Raw genomic sequence first — 19,751 nt, forward strand, 5'->3', positions numbered from 1 at the left:
TGTGATTGGGGCCTGGGCTGCCCGTACCGTATATGGGTTAGCTGTGGAATGAGGAGCGCCGGTAGGCTCTGAAGTGCTGCGACCTCCTCAGTCGCGATTCGCCGTCGGACGACCATTAAGGACGATCGTGCTCATTGCCGGGTTCCCCGCCGGGGCCTGGGGGACCAACTGTTACCTGGTCGCCCCGGCCGCAGGCGAGGAGTGCGTGATCATCGACCCCGGCCATCAGGCCGCGCCAGGAGTCGAGGAAGCGCTGAAGAAGCATCGGCTGAAGCCCGTCGCCGTCGTACTGACCCACGGCCACATCGACCACGTCGCCTCGGTCGTCCCGGTGTGCGGCGCGCACGACGTCCCCGCCTGGATCCATCCGGAGGACCGGTTCATGATGAGCGACCCGGAGAAGGCCCTCGGCCGCTCCATCGGGATGCCGCTCATGGGTGAGCTGACGGTGGGGGAGCCGGACGATGTCCGGGAACTGAGCGACGGGGCCCTGCTGAAGCTGGCCGGTCTGGAGTTCGGTGTCGCGCACGCGCCCGGCCATACCAAGGGGTCGGTGACGTTCAGGATGCCCGAGGCCGCGGATGTTCCGCAGATCCTCTTCTCGGGCGACCTGCTCTTCGCCGGCTCCGTCGGACGCACCGACCTGCCCGGCGGCGACCACGCCGAGCTGCTCGAGTCGCTGGCCCGTGTGTGCCTGCCGCTCGACGACTCGACCGTGGTGCTGTCCGGCCACGGCCCCCAGACGACCATCGGCCGCGAGCGCGCCTCGAATCCGTATCTGCACGGTATGGACGCGCCCCGACGAGGAATGTGACGAGAGAAAAACCCGTGAGCACCTTCAAGGCCCCCAAGGGCACGTACGACCTGACCCCGCCCGATTCCGCGAAGTACCTCGCGGTGCGCGAGGCGATCGCCGCACCCCTGAAGAACTCCGGCTACGGCTACATCGAGACTCCCGGGTTCGAGGACGTCGCCCTCTTCTCGCGCGGTGTCGGCGAGTCCACCGACATCGTGACCAAGGAGATGTACACCCTCACCACCAAGGGCGGCTCCCAGCTGGCGCTGCGCCCCGAGGGCACCGCGTCCGTGCTGCGCGCGGCTCTGGAGGCCAACCTCCACAAGCTCGGCAACCTGCCCGTGAAGCTCTGGTACTCCGGCTCGTACTACCGCTACGAGCGCCCGCAGAAGGGCCGCTACCGGCACTTCTCGCAGGTCGGTGCCGAGGCGATCGGCGCAGAGGACCCGGTGCTGGACGCCGAGCTGATCATCCTGGCCGACCAGGCCTACCGCACGCTGGGCCTGCGGAACTTCCGTATCCTGCTCAACTCGCTGGGCGACAAGGAGTGCCGCCCCGTCTACCGGGACGCGCTCCAGGGCTTCCTTCGCGAGCTCGACCTGGACGAGGAGACGCGTCGCCGCATCGAGATCAACCCGCTCCGGGTCCTCGACGACAAGCGGCCCGAGGTGCAGAAGCAGCTGGTCGGCGCCCCGGTGCTGCGCGACTACCTGTGCGACGCCTGCAAGGCGTACCACGAGGAGGTGCGTGACCTGCTCTCCGCGGCCGGTGTGGTGTACGAGGACGACGAGAAGCTCGTCCGCGGTCTCGACTACTACACCCGCACCACCTTCGAGTTCGTCCACGACGGGCTCGGCTCGCAGTCCGCGGTGGGCGGCGGCGGACGCTACGACGGCCTGTCCGAGATGATCGGCGGCCCGGCGCTCCCGTCGGTCGGCTGGGCGCTCGGCGTGGACCGTACGGTGCTCGCGCTGGAGGCGGAGGGCATCGAGCTCGCACTGCCCGCGACCACCAGCGTCTTCGCCGTGCCACTGGGCGAGGAGGCCCGGCGGGTGCTGTTCGGGATCGTCACGCAACTGCGCCGTGAGGGCGTGGCAGCGGACTTCGCGTACGGAAACCGGGGCCTCAAGGGTGCGATGAAGAGCGCGAACCGGTCCGGAGCGCGGCTGACGATCGTGGCGGGCGAGCGGGACCTGGCCGAGGGACTCGTCCAGCTCAAGGACATGGAGTCCGGCGAGCAGACGGCGGTGCCGCTGGCGGACGTGACCGGGGCGATCCGCGAGCGACTGGCCTAGGACGTCTCGTTCGGATCGGACCGGGCCCACCCGGTGGCGCGGGCTCGCCGCACGGGCCGGAACAGCGGCTGGTCCGGCGAGCCCCGCCCAGGGCCGGCCGGTGTCGCCCCGTCGGGTGGCCGCCGCGCCGGTCCCTCCGGCGGACCGGGAGCGGGCACGGCGCGGGGCCGCACGTCCGAGCACCGGACGCCCGTCGCCGACGTGCCGACGCCCTCGTGGCCGCGCGGCCCGGGAAGACGGCGGGTGATGCGCGTCGTCGCCTCGCACGGCGTCAACCCGGAGGCGGTGGAATCACCCTGCCGGACGGTTCCTGCCCGGTCTCCCGGCGGCGTTCAGCAGATGCCGGGCCCCCGCCGGGCATCCGGCCCCTCTCCACACCGGGACACGACGATCCCGCGGCGCTTCTCCCGGCCCTGCCCGGTCCGAGCGCCCCTGCCCCTCGCCTCGGCGGATCCCCAGGTCCGAGCCGCCGGCCACGGCCGGTTCGCCGCAGCTCCCGCGCGGGACGCCCCCGCCACCCCGGGCGAGGTCCGGGCCCGGGGCCATGAGCGGACCGAGCGTTCCGGTCCGGTCGCACATCGGGCTTCACGTACACCTTTATGTCCATCGAACAGAAGCCCAGCGGCGCTGTGCGGCACAATGACCGTGCCCAGCAGGCCACTCACTGATGGAACGGCGATATGACGACTGCAGCGGTTGACCATCCCTCCTCCGACCAGGACGAGGACGGCGTGAAGAGGACCATCGGCGGCAGTCGGGCGTTCGCACTGCTGCTGGTGATCACGGGCGCCGCCGGACTCCTCGCCGCCTGGGTCATCACGATCGACAAGTTCAAGTTGCTGGAGGACCCCAGTTTCACGCCGGGCTGCAGTCTCAACCCGGTCGTGGCCTGCGGCAACATCATGAAGAGCGAGCAGGCCGCCGCCTTCGGTTTCCCGAACCCGATGCTCGGTCTGGTCACCTACTCCGTGATCATCGGCATCGGCCTTGCGCTGCTCGCGGGTGCCCGCTTCCGCAGCTGGTACTGGCTCGGGATGAACGCCGGCACGCTGTTCGGCGTCGGCTTCTGCACCTGGCTCCAGTACCAGTCGCTCTACAACATCAACTCGCTCTGCCTGTGGTGCTGCCTGGCCTGGGTCGCCACGATCTTCATGTTCTGCTACGTCACCACGCACAACATCAAGCACCGGATCCTCCCGGCGCCGAACTGGCTGCGCAACGGACTGGCGGAGTTCCACTGGGTGCCGCCGGTCCTGTGGATCGGCATCATCGGCATGCTGATCCTGACCCGCTGGTGGGACTTCTGGACCAGCTGACCGGCCCCGCCGCCCGGCTCCTGCCGGGCGGCCGGCCCGGCAGGGATGTCAGTGCCGTGACATAGGGTTCAAAACGTGGAGCCCGACCTCTTTACCGCAGCCGCCGAAGACCGCCAGGACAAGGACCCGTCCAGCAGCCCCCTGGCTGTCCGGATGCGCCCGCGCACCCTCGACGAGGTCGTCGGTCAGCAGCACCTGCTCAAGCCGGGCTCGCCGCTGCGCCGTCTCGTCGGCGAGGGGAACGGCGGGCCGGCGGGCCCGTCGTCCGTGATCCTCTGGGGCCCGCCCGGCATCGGGAAGACGACTCTCGCGTACGTGGTCAGCAAGGCCACCAACAAGCGCTTCGTCGAGCTCTCCGCGATCACCGCCGGCGTCAAGGAGGTGCGGGCCGTCATCGACGGTGCCCGCCGTGCCACCGGGGGCTACGGCAAGGAGACGGTTCTCTTTCTCGACGAGATCCACCGCTTCTCCAAGGCACAGCAGGACTCCCTGCTCCCGGCCGTGGAGAACCGCTGGGTGACGCTGATCGCCGCGACCACCGAGAATCCGTACTTCTCGATCATCTCGCCGCTGCTGTCGCGTTCACTGCTGCTCACCCTGGAATCCCTCACCGACGACGATCTGCGCGGCCTGCTGCGGCGCGCCCTGGCCGACGAACGCGGACTCGGCGGCACGGTGGCGCTGCCGAAGGACGCCGAGTCGCATCTGCTGCGCATCGCGGGGGGCGACGCCCGCCGGGCGCTCACGGCGCTGGAGGCCGCGGCCGGTGCGGCGCTGTCCAAGCAGGAGAAGGAGATCACCCTCCTGACCCTGGAGGAGACCGTCGACCGCGCCGCCGTCACGTACGACCGGGACGGCGACCAGCACTACGACGTGGCGAGTGCGCTCATCAAATCGATCCGCGGCTCCGACGTGGATGCCGCGCTGCATTACCTGGCCCGGATGATCGAGGCGGGGGAGGACCCCAGGTTCATCGCCCGGCGGCTGATGATCTCGGCGAGCGAGGACATCGGTCTCGCCGACCCCACGGCGCTGCCCACCGCCGTCGCGGCCGCCCAGGCGGTTGCCATGATCGGATTCCCGGAGGCGGCACTCGTCCTGAGCCACGCGACGATCGCCCTGGCGCTCGCCCCCAAGTCCAACGCGGCGACACTGGCGATCTTCGCCGCCCAGGAGGATGTACGGAAGGGACTCGCGGGTCCCGTACCGGCGCATCTGCGCGACGGCCACTACAAGGGCGCCGCCAAGCTGGGCCATGCCGTGGGTTACGTGTATCCGCACGATGTCCCCGGAGGTATCGCCGCCCAGCAGTACGCCCCGGACGCAGTCAGTGACCAGCGGTACTACCGGCCCACGCGCTACGGCGCGGAGGCGCGCTACGCGGATGTGGTGGAGCGGGTCCGCGAGCGGCTCGGCCGCACGGGCTCCGGCGGCGGGGCGAGCCCGTCCGCCGACTGAGCACGGCGGAGAAGGACGCGCGGGGCCGCTGAGGACGCGCGGAGCCTTGAGTGCGCAAAGAACGCGGGCGGGGCCCGTCGGCTCAGCTCGCCGCGCCCTCGAAGAGCGTGTGCATGGCGTGGCGCAGCTCGCCGACGTCGCGCACCGGCCCGGGGAATTCGAAGCGCGCGTCGAAGCAGCGGTCGCGGTCCTCGCAGAGGCGTACCCGCAGCCCGTACCGGTCCAGCGCGAGTGGCACGACGGCGGGTCGGCGGGACGGGGCCGGACGCTCGCCGAGCAGCCCGTACAGTGCGTCCAGCTGCTCGCCGTGTGCCGCGTGCAGATGCTGGAGCAGTTCCGCCTCGTGTCCGACGAGCGGGTCGGGGGCCGCGTCCCGGAACGCGTCGGGTTCGACGTCCTCGGCACCCCACAGATCGTCGATGTACGCCTCGCCCGTCTCCAGCCGCAGCGTCGTCCGGCCCGGCCCGGACATGCCCGGGACGGCGGTGAGCCACCCGGACACCCACGCGCGACCGCGGATGCGATGGGGCACGGAGACCGGGGCGACGTCCGTGATCTCCAGCACAGCCGTCAGCTCGTCGTCCTCGGCGTGCGTCGCCGCCCGTACGACCGGGGAATCCGTGGGCAGTTCGAGGAACAGATCCCCGCCGGGGCCCACGCCCCTGGTCAGCGGCATCAGCTGATCCGGGCCCGCGGCGTCCAGCCCGGGGACGAGCAGTACCGCCGAACAGGTACTCTGTACGAGAGTTCGTGTGCGCTCGGCTGCTGACGGCATCCGAGTGTTTTCAAGCCCGCCGGGACGCGGCTGACCACGATCTGATCGGTCCTCCGTCGTATCGACGCCCTGAGGGGTGTCGACGCTGTCAGTGCTGTCCGTGACGTGTGTGGTGTTCCCCGGGCGAGACATGCGATCTCCTCAAGTAAGGTGAGCCTAACCTAACCTACAACGGAGGTCTGGAGAACGTGCCTAACCAGTCGCGTCCCAAGGTCAAGAAGAGCCGCGCGCTCGGCATCGCGCTGACGCCGAAGGCCGTCAAGTACTTCGAGGCCCGCCCCTACCCGCCGGGCGAGCACGGCCGTGGTCGCAAGCAGAACTCGGACTACAAGGTCCGTCTGCTGGAGAAGCAGCGCCTGCGTGCCCAGTACGACATCAGCGAGCGTCAGATGGCGCGTGCCTACGACCGCGCCAAGAAGGCCGAGGGCAAGACGGGCGAGGCGCTCGTCGTCGAGCTGGAGCGTCGTCTCGACGCCCTGGTGCTGCGTTCGGGCATCGCCAGGACCATCTACCAGGCCCGCCAGATGGTCGTCCACGGTCACATCGAGGTCGACGGCCGCAAGGTCGACAAGCCGTCCTTCCGCGTCCGTCCCGACAACATCGTGATGGTCCGCGAGCGCAGCCGCGACAAGCACCCCTTCCAGGTTGCCCGCGCCGGTGGCTACGCCCCCGACGGCGAGACCCCGCGCTACCTGCAGGTGAACCTGCAGGCCCTGGCCTTCCGCCTCGACCGGGACCCGAACCGCAAGGAAATCCCCGTGATCTGCGACGAGCAGCTCGTCGTCGAGTACTACGCCCGCTGATCCAGGCAAAGCCGCAGTCAGCAGCGCTTTGGCCCGCCCCTCCCCGATGTTCGGGAGGCGGCGGGCCTCCGCGTTTTTCCGGGGCCGGGCAGGGGGCCGGGCAACCGGCCCGGCGCCTGCGCCCGGTTCGCGGGCCCGCTCCCGAGCGCCCTGGCCACCGCCGCGTCCAGATCCAGCTGCCCGCCCGCGCGCAGCCCCGACTCGTAGGGGCCGTCGCCCAGCTCCCGGCGGGCCAGCTCCTCGCACCGGACCCGGGGCTGCCCGTAGTAGGCCGAACCGAACAGCGGCAGCCCCACCGACGGCCAGATCCGGTCGGCGGCGCCCTGCAGCACCGCTGCCTCCGCCGCGTCCCCCTCGACCACCGTGACCAGTGCCAGCAGCTCCAGCGCAAGTACCGAGCCCAGCAGATCGTGGAAGGCGTGACCGATCGACAGACACTCGCCGAGCAGCTCCCGGGCCCGGCCCGGCCCGCCCCGTTGCAGCGCGGCGAAGGCCAGCACGTACAGCGCGTACGAGAGGGCCCACCGCTCCCCGTGGTCCTCGCAGATCTCCCTGACCTCCTCGCAGATCGCGGCCGCCGCGTCCAGGTCCCCGTGGAATCCGACCGCCATCGCCAGTTCGATCTGGGCCATCAGTACATTGCTGTTCAGCTCACCGAGTTCCCGGTAGCGGCCGAGCGCGTCGCCCAGCAGCTCCTGTGCCCTGACCATGTCGTCCGTGAGGAGCGCCAGGCACCCCATCCGGTGCACCGCGTACGCGAGCGCCGTGGAGTCGCCCGCCCGGTCCGCCTCGTCCCGGCACTCCTGCAGCGCGGAGACCGCACCGACCGGGTCGCCCTGCAGCACGGCGACATGCCCGAGCACCCACAACGCCTTGAGCCGTGCGGAGTCGTACGGCGACTCCTCCTCCAGCACATGGTTCAGCCAGTGCCGGCCCTCCGAGAGGCGTCCGCACCCCACCCAGAGGAACCAGAGGGTGCCCGCCAGATACTGCGCGAGATGCGCCTCGCCCGCGTTGTCCAGCGAATACTCCATCGCCCGTCGCAGATTCGGCAGCTCGCTCGCCACCCGGGCGGCCACCTCGTCCTGCCGCGGGCTGAACCAGTCGAGCTCGCACATGGTCGCCAGCCCCAGGAACCAGTCCCGGTGGCGGCGTCTCAACCGGTCCGTCCCACCCGCGGCCGCCAGCCACTCGGCGCCGTACTCGCGCACCGTGTCCAGCATCCGGTAGCGGGTGCCGGCCGCCGAGTCCTCACGCAGGACGACGGACTGCGTGAGCAGCCCGGAGAGCACGTCGAGCACCGATTCGGCCGGCAGATCGGCTCCGCTGCAGACGTACTCGACGGCCTCCAGATCGAACTGCCCGGCGAACACCGAGAGCCTCGCCCACAGCAGCCGCTGCTCCGGAGCGCAGAGTTCATGACTCCAGCCGATGGCCGTGCGGAGTGTCTGGTGGCGCGCCAGCGCGCTGCGGCTGGAGCCGGTCAGCAGCCGGAAGCGGTCGTCCAGGCGCTGCAGCACCTGTTCGGTGGAGAGCGCGCGCAGCCGTCCGGCGGCCAGTTCCAGCGCGAGCGGGATTCCGTCCAGCCGGTGGCACAGCTCGCGCGCGGTCGCTCGGTTGTGGTCGGTCAGCCGGAACTCCGGCCGTACCGCGGCGGCCCGCTCCTCGAAGAGGAGCATCGCGTCCTCGTCGGACATCGGCGCGAGCGGGAAGGTGACCTCGCCGTCCAGCTCCAGAGGCAGCCGTCCGGCGGCCATCACCCGCAGTCCCGGGGCCCGGCGCAGCAGTTCACGCACCAGCTCGGCGCAGGCGTCGACGAAGTGCTCGAAGCCGTCGATCACCAAGAGCAGTTGGCGACCGGCGAGATGTTCGAGCAGCGTCGTGCGCGGTGGTCTGCCGGTGTGATCGGTGAGCCCGAGGGCGTCGACCAGTGCGTGGTCCAGCAGCTCCGGATCGTGGAGGGCGGACAGTTCCGCCATCCAGACCCCGTCGCAGTACCGTTTCTCCAGAAGTTTGGCGATCTTGGCGGCGCAGCGGGTCTTGCCCACTCCGCCGACGCCGACCACGGTGACGAGCCTCGACTCGTTCAGCAGCCGACCGAGGGCGGCCAATTCGTCCTTCCGCCCCACGAATCTGTTCAGTTCCGCCGGGAGATTGCCGAGGGCGCCGACGGGGGCGCTCGGATCGTGGGGGGACGGGCGGGAGCGCTGGGGGCGTCGCATGAAACACGCAGAGTACTGGTTCGGAAGCTCTCCGTACAATCTCCTTATGGCAACTCGGTCCCTCCCGCCGGTAATGCGGTACGGGGCGCGACCACCGGCGCGATAGGCTCGGGAGGCGACGACTGGCTGTTGTGACAGCGGTCGCCGGACCGAGCAGAGACAGACAGTACAGAGACAGCGACAAGCTAGAGAGCGGTGCACTGTGTCCGGTGGAGAGGTGGCCGGGATCCTGGTGGCCGTCTTCTGGGCGATCCTGGTTTCGTTCCTCGCCGTCGTACTGGTGAGGCTGGCCCAGACGCTCAGGGCGACCACCAAGCTCGTGGCGGACGTGACCGAGCAGGCGGTCCCGCTGCTTGCCGACGCCTCAGCCACGGTGCGCTCCGCACAGACCCAGCTCGACAAGGTCGACGCGATCGCGACGGACGTCCAGGAAGTCACCTCGAACGCCTCGGCGCTCTCCACCACCGTCGCCTCGACCTTCGGCGGACCGCTCGTCAAAGTCGCCGCGTTCGGTTACGGGGTACGGCAGGCCATCGGCCGCAAGGCCGGTCCGGAACCCGAACCTGCCCGTCGGCCGGCCCGTCGCACGGTGATCGTCGGCCGCACCGTGCCGTCCGCGCGCGGCAGGAAGCGCAGCGGCAGAAACCCCCGCGGATCTAAGGACTGACGCAGCGATGCTCCGCCGTACGTTCTGGTTCACCGCCGGCGCCGCCGCCGGTGTCTGGGCCACGACCAAGGTCAACCGGAAGCTCAGGCAGCTGACCCCGGAGAGTCTCGCGGCGCAGGCCGCGGACAAGGCGATCGAGACCGGCCACAAGCTCAAGGACTTCGCTCTGGACGTCCGCGAGTCGATGGCCCGCCGAGAGGCCGAACTGGGCGAGGCGCTGGGCCTGGAGGCGCCGGTCGACCCGGACCTCCCCGTACGGCGTCATTTCGCCGTCGAGGCGGCCGAACCCGTCGGACCGGACAGGCCCCTCGAAGTCGGCAACCACCGCAAGCTCCCCTACAACTCGTACAACCGGAATGAGGACCACTGATGGAGTCGGCTGAAATTCGTCGCCGCTGGCTGAGCTTCTTCGAGGAGCGCGGTCACACCGTCGTCCCTTCGGCGTCGCTCATCGCGGACGACCCGACTCTGCTGCTGGTCCCCGCGGGCATGGTCCCGTTCAAGCCGTACTTCCTCGGCGAGGTCAAGCCGCCCGCGCCGCGGGTCACCAGCGTGCAGAAGTGTGTCCGTACGCCGGACATCGAGGAGGTCGGCAAGACCACCCGGCACGGCACGTTCTTCCAGATGTGCGGCAACTTCTCCTTCGGGGACTACTTCAAGGAAGGCGCCATCAGCTACGCCTGGGAGGCCCTGACGACCTCCGTGGCGGAGGGCGGCTTCGGTCTCGACCCCGAGAAGCTGTGGATCACGGTCTATCTGGACGACGACGAGGCCGAGCAGATCTGGCGGGACAAGATCGGTGTACCGGCCGAGCGCATCCAGCGCCTGGGCAAGAAGGACAACTTCTGGTCCATGGGTGTCCCCGGTCCCTGCGGCCCCTGCTCCGAGATCAACTACGACCGCGGCCCCGAGTTCGGCGTCGAGGGCGGCCCGGCCGTCAACGACGAGCGGTACGTGGAGATCTGGAACCTGGTCTTCATGCAGTACGAGCGGGGTGCCGGTGACGGCAAGGAGGACTTCCCGATCCTCGGCGACCTGCCGTCGAAGAACATCGACACGGGCCTGGGTCTGGAACGCCTCGCCATGATCCTGCAGGGCGTACAGAACATGTATGAGACCGACACCCTGCGCGTCGTCATGGACAAGGCCACCGAGCTGACCGGTGTGCGGTACGGCGCCGACCACGGTTCGGACGTCTCGCTGCGCGTGGTCGCCGACCACATCCGCACCTCCGTGATGCTCATCGGTGACGGCGTCACTCCCGGCAACGAGGGCCGCGGCTACGTGCTGCGCCGCATCATGCGCCGCGCCATCCGCAACATGCGGCTGCTGGGTGCCACCGGTCCGGTGGTCAAGGACCTGGTCGACGTCGTGATCGACACGATGGGGCAGCAGTACCCGGAGCTGATCACCGACCGCAAGCGCATCGAGACCGTCGCCCTCGCCGAGGAAGCCGCCTTCCTCAAGGCCCTCAAGGGCGGCACCAACATCCTCGACACCGCCGTCACGGAGACCAAGGCCGCCGGTGGCAAGGTCCTCGCCGGCGACAAGGCGTTCCTGCTCCACGACACCTGGGGCTTCCCGATCGACCTCACCCTGGAGATGGCCGCAGAACAGGGCCTCTCGGTGGACGAGGACGGCTTCCGCCGTCTGATGAGGGAGCAGCGGGAGCGGGCCAAGGCCGACGCCAAGGCCAAGAAGACCGGCCATGCCGACCTCTCCGCCTACCGCGAGGTCGCCGACAACTCCGGCATCACCGAGTTCACCGGCTACACCACCACCGAGGGCGAGTCGACGATCGTCGGTCTGCTCGTCGACGGCGTGCCCTCGCCCGCCGCCTCCGAGGGCGACGAGGTCGAAGTCGTCCTGGACCGAACCCCGTTCTACGCCGAGGGCGGTGGCCAGCTCGCCGACCAGGGGCGTATCCGGCTCGACAGCGGCGCCGTCATCCAGGTCCGCGACGTCCAGCAGCCCGTTCCCGGCGTCTCCGTCCACAAGGGTTCGGTGCAGGTCGGCGAGGTGACCGTCGGCGCCAGTGCCTATGCCGCCATCGACAACACCCGCCGCCGCGCCATCGCCCGCGCCCACAGCGCCACGCACCTCACGCACCAGGCGCTGCGCGACGCCCTGGGCCCGACGGCCGCCCAGGCCGGTTCGGAGAACTCGCCGGGCCGCTTCCGCTTCGACTTCGGTTCGCCCGCCGCCGTACCCGGCACGGTGCTCACCGACGTCGAGCAGAAGATCAACGAGGTCCTCGCCCGCGAACTCGACGTCCACGCCGAGGTCATGCCGATCGACGAGGCCAAGAAGCAGGGCGCCATCGCCGAGTTCGGCGAGAAGTACGGCGAGCGGGTCCGGGTCGTCACCATCGGGGACTTCTCCAAGGAGCTCTGCGGCGGCACGCACGTGCACAACACCGCCCAGCTGGGCCTGGTGAAGCTGCTCGGTGAATCGTCCATCGGTTCCGGCGTGCGCCGCATCGAGGCCCTCGTCGGCGTCGACGCGTACAACTTCCTCGCCCGGGAGCACACGGTCGTCGCCCAGCTCCAGGAGCTGGTCAAGGGCCGTCCCGAGGAACTGCCGGAGAAGATCGCCGGAATGCTCGGCAAGCTGAAGGACGCCGAGAAGGAGATCGAGAAGTTCCGAGCGGAGAAGGTCCTCCAGGCCGCCGCCGGACTGGTCGATTCCGCCAAGGACGTACGAGGCGTCGCCCTGGTCACGGGCCAGGTTCCGGACGGCACCTCGGCCGATGACCTGCGCAAGCTCGTCCTGGACGTCCGAGGACGTATCCAGGGCGGCCGCCCGGCCGTCGTGGCCCTGTTCACGACCGCCAACGGCCGTCCCCTGACCGTGATCGCCACCAATGAGGCCGCCCGTGAACGCGGACTCAAGGCCGGTGACCTGGTCCGTACGGCCGCCAAGACCCTCGGCGGCGGTGGCGGCGGCAAGCCGGACGTCGCCCAGGGCGGCGGCCAGGACCCCGAGGCCATCGGCGCGGCCGTGGCCGCGGTCGAACGTCTCGTCACCGAGACGGCGTGACGGCGGGGATGACTCGGATGCGCCGCGGTCGTCGTCTCGCGATCGATGTCGGGGACGCCCGGATCGGGGTCGCCTCGTGCGACCCCGACGGGATCCTCGCCACGCCGGTGGAGACCGTTCCGGGACGCGATGTCCCGGCGGCCCACCGGCGGCTCGGGCAGATCGTCGAGGAGTACGAGCCGATCGAGATCATCATCGGCCTGCCGCGGTCCCTCGGCGGCGGTGAGGGACCCGCCGCAGCCAAGATCCGGGTCTTCGCCCAGGAGGTGGCCCGCTCGGTCGCACCCATTCCGGTGCGGTTGGTGGACGAGAGGATGACCACAGTAACGGCGAGTCAAGGCCTGCGCGCCTCGGGCGTGAAGTCCCGAAAAGGCCGTTCCGTCATCGATCAGGCTGCCGCTGTGGTGATCCTCCAGAACGCTCTGGAGTCCGAACGGGCGTCAGGTAAAGCCCCGGGCGAAGGCGTCGAAACGGTTGGCTGATCGCGATACGGTAACGTTCCGCGCGATGTGGCGGTGTTCGAACACACACCGCACAGCAGAGAGACGGAACGTCGTCTCGCGGCTCTAGGGGATCGATGACTGAGTATGGCCGGGGCCCCGGCTCCGAACCGTGGCATCCCGAGGATCCCCTGTACGGGGACCAGGGATGGGGAGGACAGCAGCCCGCCCACGGCCAGAACCAGTACGGCGGCGGGCAGCAGCCCTACCCTCAGGACCCGTACGCACAGCAGTCGCACCCGCAGCAGCAGGATCCGTACGCACAACAGCAGGATCCGTACGCGCAGCAGTCGCACCCGCAGCAGCAACAGCATTTCCCGGACCCGTACGCCCAGCAGCAGCCTTACCAGCCGCAGCAGCCGGCGTACGGGGACCCGCAGGATCCGTATGCGCAGCAGCAACCCCAGCAACCCCAGCAACCTCAGCAGCCTCAGTACGACAACGGCGGCTGGGACACCGGGCAGCAGTCCGCAGGGATGCCCTACGACCCCCAGATGTCGGCCGACCCCTACGGCGGCAGGCAGGACGGCTACGGCGAGACGCCCGACCACTACGGCACGCCGGAGGCCTATCCGCCGCCGCAGCCCCCGGGCCGCCGGGAGGCCGCTCCCCAGCAGGCCCCCACGCAGAACCCCGACTGGGACCCGGAGAACAAACCGGAGGAGACTCACCCCTTCTTCGCGGGCGACGACGGCGACAAGGACGACGACGCGTACGACGACGACCCGCGTGAGTCACGCCGTGGCAGTCGCGGCGGCAACGAACGCCGGGGCAAGGGCAAGAAGAAGAGCCGCAGCGGCTGCGCGTGCCTGGTCGTCTCACTGGTCCTGGCCGGCGGCCTCGGGGGAGTGGGCTACCTCGGATACACGTACTGGCAGGACAAGTTCGGCCCGGCGCCCGACTACGCCGGGACGGGCACCGGCGAGGTCGAGGTCGAGATCACGAAGGGCGCCCTCGGCTACGACATCGGCAACATCCTGAAGCAGAAGGGTGTCGTCAAGAGCGTCGACGCGTTCGTCGCCGCGCAGAACGAGAACCCCAAGGGCAAGTCCATCCAGGCCGGCGTCTATCTGCTCCACGAGAAGATGTCCGCGGCCGAGGCCTTGAAGCTGATGCTCGACCCGAAGAGCCAGAATCTTCTGGTCATTCCCGAGGGCACACCGAACCGCATCGTCTACGCCTCGATCGACAAGAGGCTGGGAGTCAAGAGCGGGACGACCAGTGGGATCGCCAAGAAACAGTCGGGCAGCCTGGGTCTGCCGGACTGGGCCGACAACCACCCGGACGTTCTCGATCCGCTGGAAGGGTTCCTCTACCCGGCGGCCTACCCGGTCACCAAGGGCATGAAGCCGGAGGCCGTCCTGAAGAAGATGGTCTCCCGTGCCAACGAGGAGTACGACAAGGCCGACCTGGACGGCAACGCCCAGAAGCTGGGTCTCAAGGACCCTTGGCAGTTGATCACCGTCGCCAGCCTCGTCCAGGCCGAGGGAAAGTACAAGCACGATTTCGACAAGGTCTCGCGCGTCGTCTACAACCGGCTCAAGCCCAACAACACCGAGACCAATGGCCTGCTCGACTTCGACTCCACCGTCAATTACGCGAAGAAGCAGAGCACACTCGATATAGGCGCGGTGTCGGACCTACGGGAGTTCAAGCACCCGTACAACACGTATTACATCCACGGTTTGCCGCCGGGCCCGATCAACAACCCCGGTGATGCCGCGCTGCAGTCGGCGATCAAGCCCACCCCCGGCCCTTGGTACTACTTCGTGTCCGTGACCGCGGACAAAACGGTGTTCTCGGTGACCAACGCAGAGCACGAGCGGAATCGCAAGAAATACGAACAGGAGAAGTCGGGCCAGTGAGCACCATCCGACGGGCGGCCGTTCTCGGCTCGCCCATCGCCCACTCGCTCTCCCCGGTCCTGCACCGGGCCGCGTACGCCGAACTCGGCCTCACCCACTGGACGTACGACCGGTTCGAGGTCGACGAGGCGGGCCTGCCCTCCTTCATCGAGGGGCTCGACTCCACCTGGGCGGGGCTCTCGCTGACCATGCCGCTCAAGCGTGCGGTCATCCCGCTGCTGGACTCCATCAGCGGGACGGCGTCGTCGGTGGAGGCGGTCAACACGGTCGTCTTCACGGAGGACGGCCGCCGGATCGGCGACAACACCGACATCCCCGGCATGATCGCCGCGCTGCGCGAACGCGGTGTGGAGAAGACCGACTCCGCCGCTGTCCTCGGCGCCGGAGCGACCGCTTCCTCGGCGCTCGCCGCGCTGGCCGAGATCTGCACGGGACCGGTCAGCGCGTACGTCCGCAGCAAGGAACGGGGCCAGGAGATGCGCGGCTGGGGCGAACGCCTCGGGGTCGACGTCCGGATCTCCGACTGGGCGGAGGCCGGGCAGGCGCTGCACGCCCCGCTGGTCGTCGCCACCACCCCGGCAGGGGCCACTGACGCGCTGATCGACGCCGTACCGGATCGGCCGGGCGTGCTGTTCGACGTGCTGTACGACCCATGGCCGACTCCTTTGGCGGCGGCGTGGTGGAGGCGCCGCGGTGATGTCGTGGGTGGCCTGGATCTGTTGGTGCACCAGGCATTGCTTCAAATCAGCCAATTCACCGGATATTCCGATACTTCGATTGCAACGTTGAGATGCGCCGGCTCAAAAGCGTTGGAAATGGCCCATTCGTCAAAAAATGGGATCAATGACTAAGTTGATTCTCGTAGGGTAATTGCTCCCCGTCTTGGTGGATGTTAAGTTTGGCAACCACGAGATAATGGGAGGGGTCGTGAAGAAGCGGCGTGTAGCAGTCACTTTGGCGTCATGTATTTCGATGCTGGGGTTCGGAATTGTCGCAGCGGAGCCGGCTGCCGCGGCTGCGGCAACGCCTGAGGGTGCATGTGGGGCGGGATACTCCAGGCTTCAGTCGGTTGGTTTGGGGTGGAGCAGTCAGAATCAGGCATTCTCGGCGCGCACCTACCTGCTCTACAGTTCGGCCACGGGAAATAATTGCGTGGTGACGATGCGAAGCCCTGGGTGGTACGGGAACGGTACTGAGCTGATTGAGGCGGGCGTTCAAGTTCAGGGCGGTTCATGGAAAAAGGATCGCGGGAATTATCAGTACTATGCCGGTCCTGTTTATGTTAAAGCAGTAAAAACTTGCGTGAGGTATTCGGGGGGCGCCCAGTACGTCGATAATGGCGTATTCTGGGACAGCTACACCAGTCCTTATGGCTGGTGTGGCTGACTCAACTGGTCAGTTCAGTAGGTGGTGGAAACGCTGTTGCGGTGGGCGCCTGCAGGAATGCTCACCGCAACAGCAACCGTGAACAGAGTCAGCCCAACACATCCCGCGCGTCCGTCTGCTGGACCGGCGGCCGGTTCACGCCCCTGGGCGTGGGAGGATCGAAGGCGGCGGGCCAGGGTCGCGCACCCGGTCGCGCCGTCGCAGTTCCAGGCGCGAGCATGAGGAGCACCGTTGAGCAGGTTGCGCTGGCTGACCGCGGGGGAGTCGCACGGCCCCGCACTCGTGGCGACGCTGGAGGGTCTTCCCGCCGGTGTCCCGATCACCACGGAGATGGTGGCGGACGCACTCGCCCGGCGGCGGCTCGGATACGGCCGCGGTGCGCGGATGAAGTTCGAGAGGGACGAGGTCACCTTCCTCGGCGGGGTGCGCCACGGTCTCACGATGGGCTCCCCGGTCGCCGTGATGGTGGGCAACACCGAGTGGCCCAAGTGGGAACAGGTCATGGCGGCCGACCCGGTCGACCCCGAGGAGCTGGCCGCGCTGGCCCGCAACGCCCCGCTGACCCGTCCGAGGCCCGGTCACGCCGACCTCGCGGGCATGCAGAAGTACGGCTTCGACGAGGCGCGGCCGATCCTGGAGCGCGCCAGCGCCCGTGAGACGGCGGCCCGGGTCGCGCTCGGCGCCGTCGCGCGGTCGTACCTCAAGGAGACCGCGGGCATCGAGATCGTCAGCCATGTCGTCGAGCTGGCCGCGGCCAAGGCGCCGTACGGCGTCCTGCCGACGCCCGCCGACGTCGAGCGGCTCGACGCCGACCCGGTGCGCTGCCTGGACGCCGACGCGAGCAAGGCGATGGTCGCCGAGATCGACCAGGCCCACAAGGACGGCGACACCCTCGGTGGTGTGGTCGAGGTGCTGGCCTACGGGGTACCCGTCGGCCTCGGCTCGCACGTGCACTGGGACCGCCGTCTCGACGCCCGGCTCGCCGCGGCCCTGATGGGCATCCAGGCCATCAAGGGGGTCGAGGTCGGCGACGGCTTCGACCTGGCCCGGATCCCCGGCTCCAAGGCGCACGACGAGATCCTGGTCACCGAGGACGGCATCAAGCGCGCCTCCGGTCGCTCCGGCGGCACGGAGGGCGGTCTGACCACCGGCGAGCTGCTGCGGGTGCGCGCCGCGATGAAGCCCATCGCGACCGTGCCCCGCGCGCTCGCCACCGTCGACGTCGTCACCGGCGAACCCGCCAAGGCTCACCACCAGCGCTCCGATGTCTGCGCCGTGCCGGCTGCGGGCATCGTCGCCGAGGCGATGGTCGCGCTGGTCCTGGCCGACGCCGTCGCCGAGAAGTTCGGCGGGGACAGTGTCCCCGAGACCCGCCGCAATGTGCGGTCGTACCTCGACCACCTCCAGATCCGATGAGCGGCCCCCTGATCGTCCTCGTCGGCCCGATGGGCGTGGGCAAGTCCACCGTCGGTGAACTGCTCGCCGACCGGCTCGGCACCACCTACCGGGACACCGACGCGGACGTCGTCGCCACGGCCGGCAAGCCGATCCCGGAGATCTTCTACGACGAGGGCGAGGAACACTTCCGGGAGCTGGAGCGACAGGCCGTGCACGCCGCCGTCGCCGAGCACACCGGTGTCCTCTCCCTCGGCGGCGGCGCCGTGCTGGACGACACGACCCGAGCCCTGCTCGCCGACCACCCCGTCGTCTATCTCTCGATGGACGTGGAGGAGGCCGTCAAGCGGGTCGGCCTGAACACCGCCCGCCCGCTGCTCGCCGTCAACCCGCGCCGCCAGTGGCGTGAGCTGATGGATGCCCGCCGCCACCTGTACACCGAGGTGGCCCGCGCGACCGTCGCCACCGACGAACGCACCCCCGAAGAGGTCGCCCAGGCGGTCCTCGACGCACTGGAACTGCCGGAACGCACGGACGACCCCGTCACCCCCGGCCGGGAGAACACATGACCGAGCAGGACCCCACCCGTATCCGGATCGCCGGCAGCGCGGGCACCGAGCCGTACGAGGTGCTGATCGGCCGGCAACTGCTGGGCGAGCTGCCTGCGCTCATCGGCGACCGCGCCAAGAGGGTCGCCGTCCTGCACCCCGAGGCGCTTGCCGAGACCGGTGAGGCGGTCCGCCAGGACCTTGCCGCGCAGGGCTACGAGGCCATAGCGATCCAGCTGCCGAACGCTGAGGAGGCCAAGACCGTCGAGGTCGCGGCGTACTGCTGGAAGGCGCTCGGGCAGACCGGCTTCACCCGCACCGACGTCATCGTCGGCGTCGGCGGCGGAGCCACCACCGATGTGGCCGGATTCGTGGCGGCGACCTGGCTGCGCGGGGTGCGCTGGATCGCCGTACCCACCACCGTCCTCGCCATGGTCGACGCGGCGGTCGGCGGGAAGACCGGCATCAACACCGCCGAGGGCAAGAACCTCGTCGGCGCCTTCCACCCGCCCGCCGGGGTCCTCTGCGACCTCGCCGCCCTGGATTCGCTGCCCGTCCACGACTACGTCAGCGGACTGGCCGAGATCATCAAGGCGGGCTTCATCGCCGACCCGGTGATCCTCGACCTCATCGAGGCCGACCCGGAGGGTGCCCGTATCCCCACCGGGCCGCACACCGCCGAGCTGATCGAACGCGCCGTCCGGGTCAAGGCCGAGGTCGTCTCCGGCGACCTCAAGGAATCCGGGCTGCGCGAGATCCTCAACTACGGCCACACCCTGGCCCACGCCATCGAGAAGAACGAGCGCTACAAGTGGCGGCACGGCGCGGCCGTGTCGGTGGGCATGGTCTTCGCCGCCGAGCTGGGCCGGCTGGCCGGACGTCTCGACGACGCCACCGCCGACCGGCACCGCGCGGTCCTGGAGTCCGTCGGACTGCCGCTCACCTACCGCGGCGACCAGTGGCCCAAGCTGCTGGAGAACATGAAGGTCGACAAGAAGTCCCGCGGCGACCTGCTGCGCTTCATCGTCCTCGACGGGCTCGCCAAGCCCACCGTGCTGGAGGGCCCCGACCCGGCCGTGCTGCTCGCCGCCTACGGGGAGGTGTCGGCGTGACCCGTCGGGTTCTCGTCCTCAACGGGCCGAACCTCGGCCGGCTCGGCTCCCGCGAGCCCGATGTGTACGGCGCCACGTCGTACGCCGGACTCGTCGAAACCTGTCAGGCCCTCGGCAAGGAGCTCGGCTTCGATGTCGACGTCCGGGAGACCAACGACGAGGGAGAGCTGATCCGCTGGCTGCACGAGGCAGCGGACGGTTCAGTTCCGGTCGTTCTCAACCCGGGGGCTTTCACCCACTACTCGTACGGAATGCGGGACGCGGCGGCCCAGCGCACCGCCCCGCTGATCGAGGTGCACATCTCGAACCCGTACGCCCGGGAGGAATTCCGCCACAACTCCGTGGTGGCGCCGGTCGCCACGGGGACCGTGGCCGGATTCGGCATCGGTTCCTACCGTCTCGCCCTGCGCGCCCTCGCCGACGAGTTGACCGGCTGACGGACCGGCACACCGGAAGGCCGGACGGCCGACCGGGCACTGTGCGCCGTCCCCGACCGTTGCCTCTGTGGCGGCCGGGGACGGTACGGTTGCCGTTCCACCAGCGCCAGCCCCTGGGGCGTGTTTCGAAAGTCCCG

At 69.4% G+C, this 19,751-nt stretch carries 17 protein-coding genes; 15 read left to right on the forward strand and 2 right to left on the reverse strand.

Features of this window, described 5'->3' with window-relative positions:
- The first annotated feature begins 127 nt into the window (after positions 1-127).
- The 4 genes from ACIQCZ_RS27035 to ACIQCZ_RS27050 all read left to right on the forward strand — a co-directional run bounded on the left by ACIQCZ_RS27035 (position 128) and on the right by ACIQCZ_RS27050 (position 4,865).
- Positions 128-814, forward strand: a complete 687-nt coding sequence (locus tag ACIQCZ_RS27035; RefSeq protein WP_376285751.1) for an MBL fold metallo-hydrolase — start codon at positions 128-130, stop codon at positions 812-814.
- 14 nt (positions 815-828) lie between these two features.
- Entirely contained in the window at positions 829-2,091 is a 1,263-nt protein-coding gene (hisS, locus tag ACIQCZ_RS27040) for a histidine--tRNA ligase (protein WP_402285543.1), read from the forward strand.
- Positions 2,092-2,771: 680 nt separating this feature from the next.
- The gene (locus tag ACIQCZ_RS27045; protein ID WP_402285545.1) at positions 2,772-3,407 is read left to right on the forward strand and encodes a vitamin K epoxide reductase family protein; all 636 of its coding nucleotides are present in this window, start codon (positions 2,772-2,774) and stop codon (positions 3,405-3,407) included.
- A 75-nt stretch (positions 3,408-3,482) separates the two neighbouring features.
- Positions 3,483-4,865, forward strand: a complete 1,383-nt coding sequence (locus ACIQCZ_RS27050) for a replication-associated recombination protein A (RefSeq protein ID WP_402285548.1) — start codon at positions 3,483-3,485, stop codon at positions 4,863-4,865.
- Between the two features lie 82 nt (positions 4,866-4,947).
- On the opposite strand, the gene ACIQCZ_RS27055 is transcribed toward ACIQCZ_RS27050, so the two are convergent.
- A complete protein-coding gene (locus ACIQCZ_RS27055; protein WP_402285549.1) occupies positions 4,948-5,640 on the reverse strand; it encodes a DUF2470 domain-containing protein in 693 nt (230 codons plus the stop codon).
- Positions 5,641-5,828: 188 nt separating this feature from the next.
- Between ACIQCZ_RS27055 and rpsD the strand changes: the two genes are divergently transcribed.
- Positions 5,829-6,443 carry a 30S ribosomal protein S4 gene (gene rpsD / locus ACIQCZ_RS27060; protein ID WP_351074319.1) on the forward strand — a complete coding sequence of 205 codons (615 nt, stop codon included), beginning with the start codon at positions 5,829-5,831 and terminating at the stop codon, positions 6,441-6,443.
- Between the two features lie 17 nt (positions 6,444-6,460).
- On the opposite strand, the gene ACIQCZ_RS27065 is transcribed toward rpsD, so the two are convergent.
- Entirely contained in the window at positions 6,461-8,665 is a 2,205-nt protein-coding gene (locus tag ACIQCZ_RS27065) for an ATP-binding protein (RefSeq protein ID WP_402285552.1), read from the reverse strand.
- A 217-nt stretch (positions 8,666-8,882) separates the two neighbouring features.
- Here ACIQCZ_RS27065 and ACIQCZ_RS27070 point away from each other — a divergent pair, with 217 nt between their 5' ends.
- The 10 genes from ACIQCZ_RS27070 (at position 8,883) to aroQ (ending at position 19,614) form a co-directional block, all read left to right on the forward strand.
- On the forward strand, positions 8,883-9,332 hold the full coding sequence (locus ACIQCZ_RS27070; RefSeq protein ID WP_402285667.1) for a DUF948 domain-containing protein: 450 nt from the start codon (positions 8,883-8,885) through the stop codon (positions 9,330-9,332).
- A 7-nt stretch (positions 9,333-9,339) separates the two neighbouring features.
- Complete coding sequence (locus ACIQCZ_RS27075) at positions 9,340-9,702, forward strand: DUF6167 family protein (protein WP_376217424.1); 363 nt, start codon at positions 9,340-9,342, stop codon at positions 9,700-9,702.
- The gene (gene alaS / locus ACIQCZ_RS27080; RefSeq protein WP_402285555.1) at positions 9,702-12,371 is read left to right on the forward strand and encodes an alanine--tRNA ligase; all 2,670 of its coding nucleotides are present in this window, start codon (positions 9,702-9,704) and stop codon (positions 12,369-12,371) included. Before ACIQCZ_RS27075 ends, alaS begins: the two co-directional genes overlap by 1 nt.
- An 8-nt stretch (positions 12,372-12,379) precedes the next feature.
- The gene (ruvX, locus tag ACIQCZ_RS27085) at positions 12,380-12,853 is read left to right on the forward strand and encodes a Holliday junction resolvase RuvX (RefSeq protein ID WP_376217421.1); all 474 of its coding nucleotides are present in this window, start codon (positions 12,380-12,382) and stop codon (positions 12,851-12,853) included.
- A gap of 95 nt (positions 12,854-12,948) precedes the next feature.
- Positions 12,949-14,736, forward strand: coding sequence for an endolytic transglycosylase MltG (gene mltG / locus ACIQCZ_RS27090; RefSeq protein WP_402285558.1), 1,788 nt, complete (start codon positions 12,949-12,951; stop codon positions 14,734-14,736).
- Positions 14,733-15,587, forward strand: coding sequence for a shikimate dehydrogenase (locus ACIQCZ_RS27095; RefSeq protein ID WP_402285561.1), 855 nt, complete (start codon positions 14,733-14,735; stop codon positions 15,585-15,587). The genes mltG and ACIQCZ_RS27095 overlap by 4 nt, the downstream gene beginning before the upstream one ends.
- Positions 15,588-16,353: 766 nt before the next feature.
- Complete coding sequence (gene aroC, locus ACIQCZ_RS27100; RefSeq protein ID WP_351074331.1) at positions 16,354-17,538, forward strand: chorismate synthase; 1,185 nt, start codon at positions 16,354-16,356, stop codon at positions 17,536-17,538.
- On the forward strand, positions 17,535-18,086 hold the full coding sequence (locus ACIQCZ_RS27105) for a shikimate kinase (RefSeq protein ID WP_376217412.1): 552 nt from the start codon (positions 17,535-17,537) through the stop codon (positions 18,084-18,086). The genes aroC and ACIQCZ_RS27105 overlap by 4 nt, the downstream gene beginning before the upstream one ends.
- Entirely contained in the window at positions 18,083-19,177 is a 1,095-nt protein-coding gene (gene aroB, locus ACIQCZ_RS27110; protein WP_402285565.1) for a 3-dehydroquinate synthase, read from the forward strand. Before ACIQCZ_RS27105 ends, aroB begins: the two co-directional genes overlap by 4 nt.
- Positions 19,174-19,614, forward strand: a complete 441-nt coding sequence (gene aroQ, locus ACIQCZ_RS27115) for a type II 3-dehydroquinate dehydratase (protein ID WP_402285568.1) — start codon at positions 19,174-19,176, stop codon at positions 19,612-19,614. The genes aroB and aroQ overlap by 4 nt, the downstream gene beginning before the upstream one ends.
- Positions 19,615-19,751 lie beyond the last annotated feature (137 nt).

It is taken from the genome of Streptomyces sp. NPDC093149 (assembly GCF_044754145.1).
GTDB lineage: Bacteria > Actinomycetota > Actinomycetes > Streptomycetales > Streptomycetaceae > Streptomyces.

Coding starts and splice junctions, on each gene's coding strand:
- ACIQCZ_RS27045 (WP_402285545.1), top strand. CDS start 2,772: ATGACGACTGCAGCGGTTGACCATCCCTCCTCCGACCAGGACGAGGAC.
- ACIQCZ_RS27055 (WP_402285549.1), bottom strand. CDS start 5,640: ATGCCGTCAGCAGCCGAGCGCACACGAACTCTCGTACAGAGTACCTGT.
- ACIQCZ_RS27065 (WP_402285552.1), bottom strand. CDS start 8,665: ATGCGACGCCCCCAGCGCTCCCGCCCGTCCCCCCACGATCCGAGCGCC.
- ACIQCZ_RS27075 (WP_376217424.1), top strand. CDS start 9,340: ATGCTCCGCCGTACGTTCTGGTTCACCGCCGGCGCCGCCGCCGGTGTC.
- alaS (WP_402285555.1), top strand. CDS start 9,702: ATGGAGTCGGCTGAAATTCGTCGCCGCTGGCTGAGCTTCTTCGAGGAG.
- ruvX (WP_376217421.1), top strand. CDS start 12,380: ATGACTCGGATGCGCCGCGGTCGTCGTCTCGCGATCGATGTCGGGGAC.
- mltG (WP_402285558.1), top strand. CDS start 12,949: ATGACTGAGTATGGCCGGGGCCCCGGCTCCGAACCGTGGCATCCCGAG.
- ACIQCZ_RS27105 (WP_376217412.1), top strand. CDS start 17,535: ATGAGCGGCCCCCTGATCGTCCTCGTCGGCCCGATGGGCGTGGGCAAG.
- aroB (WP_402285565.1), top strand. CDS start 18,083: ATGACCGAGCAGGACCCCACCCGTATCCGGATCGCCGGCAGCGCGGGC.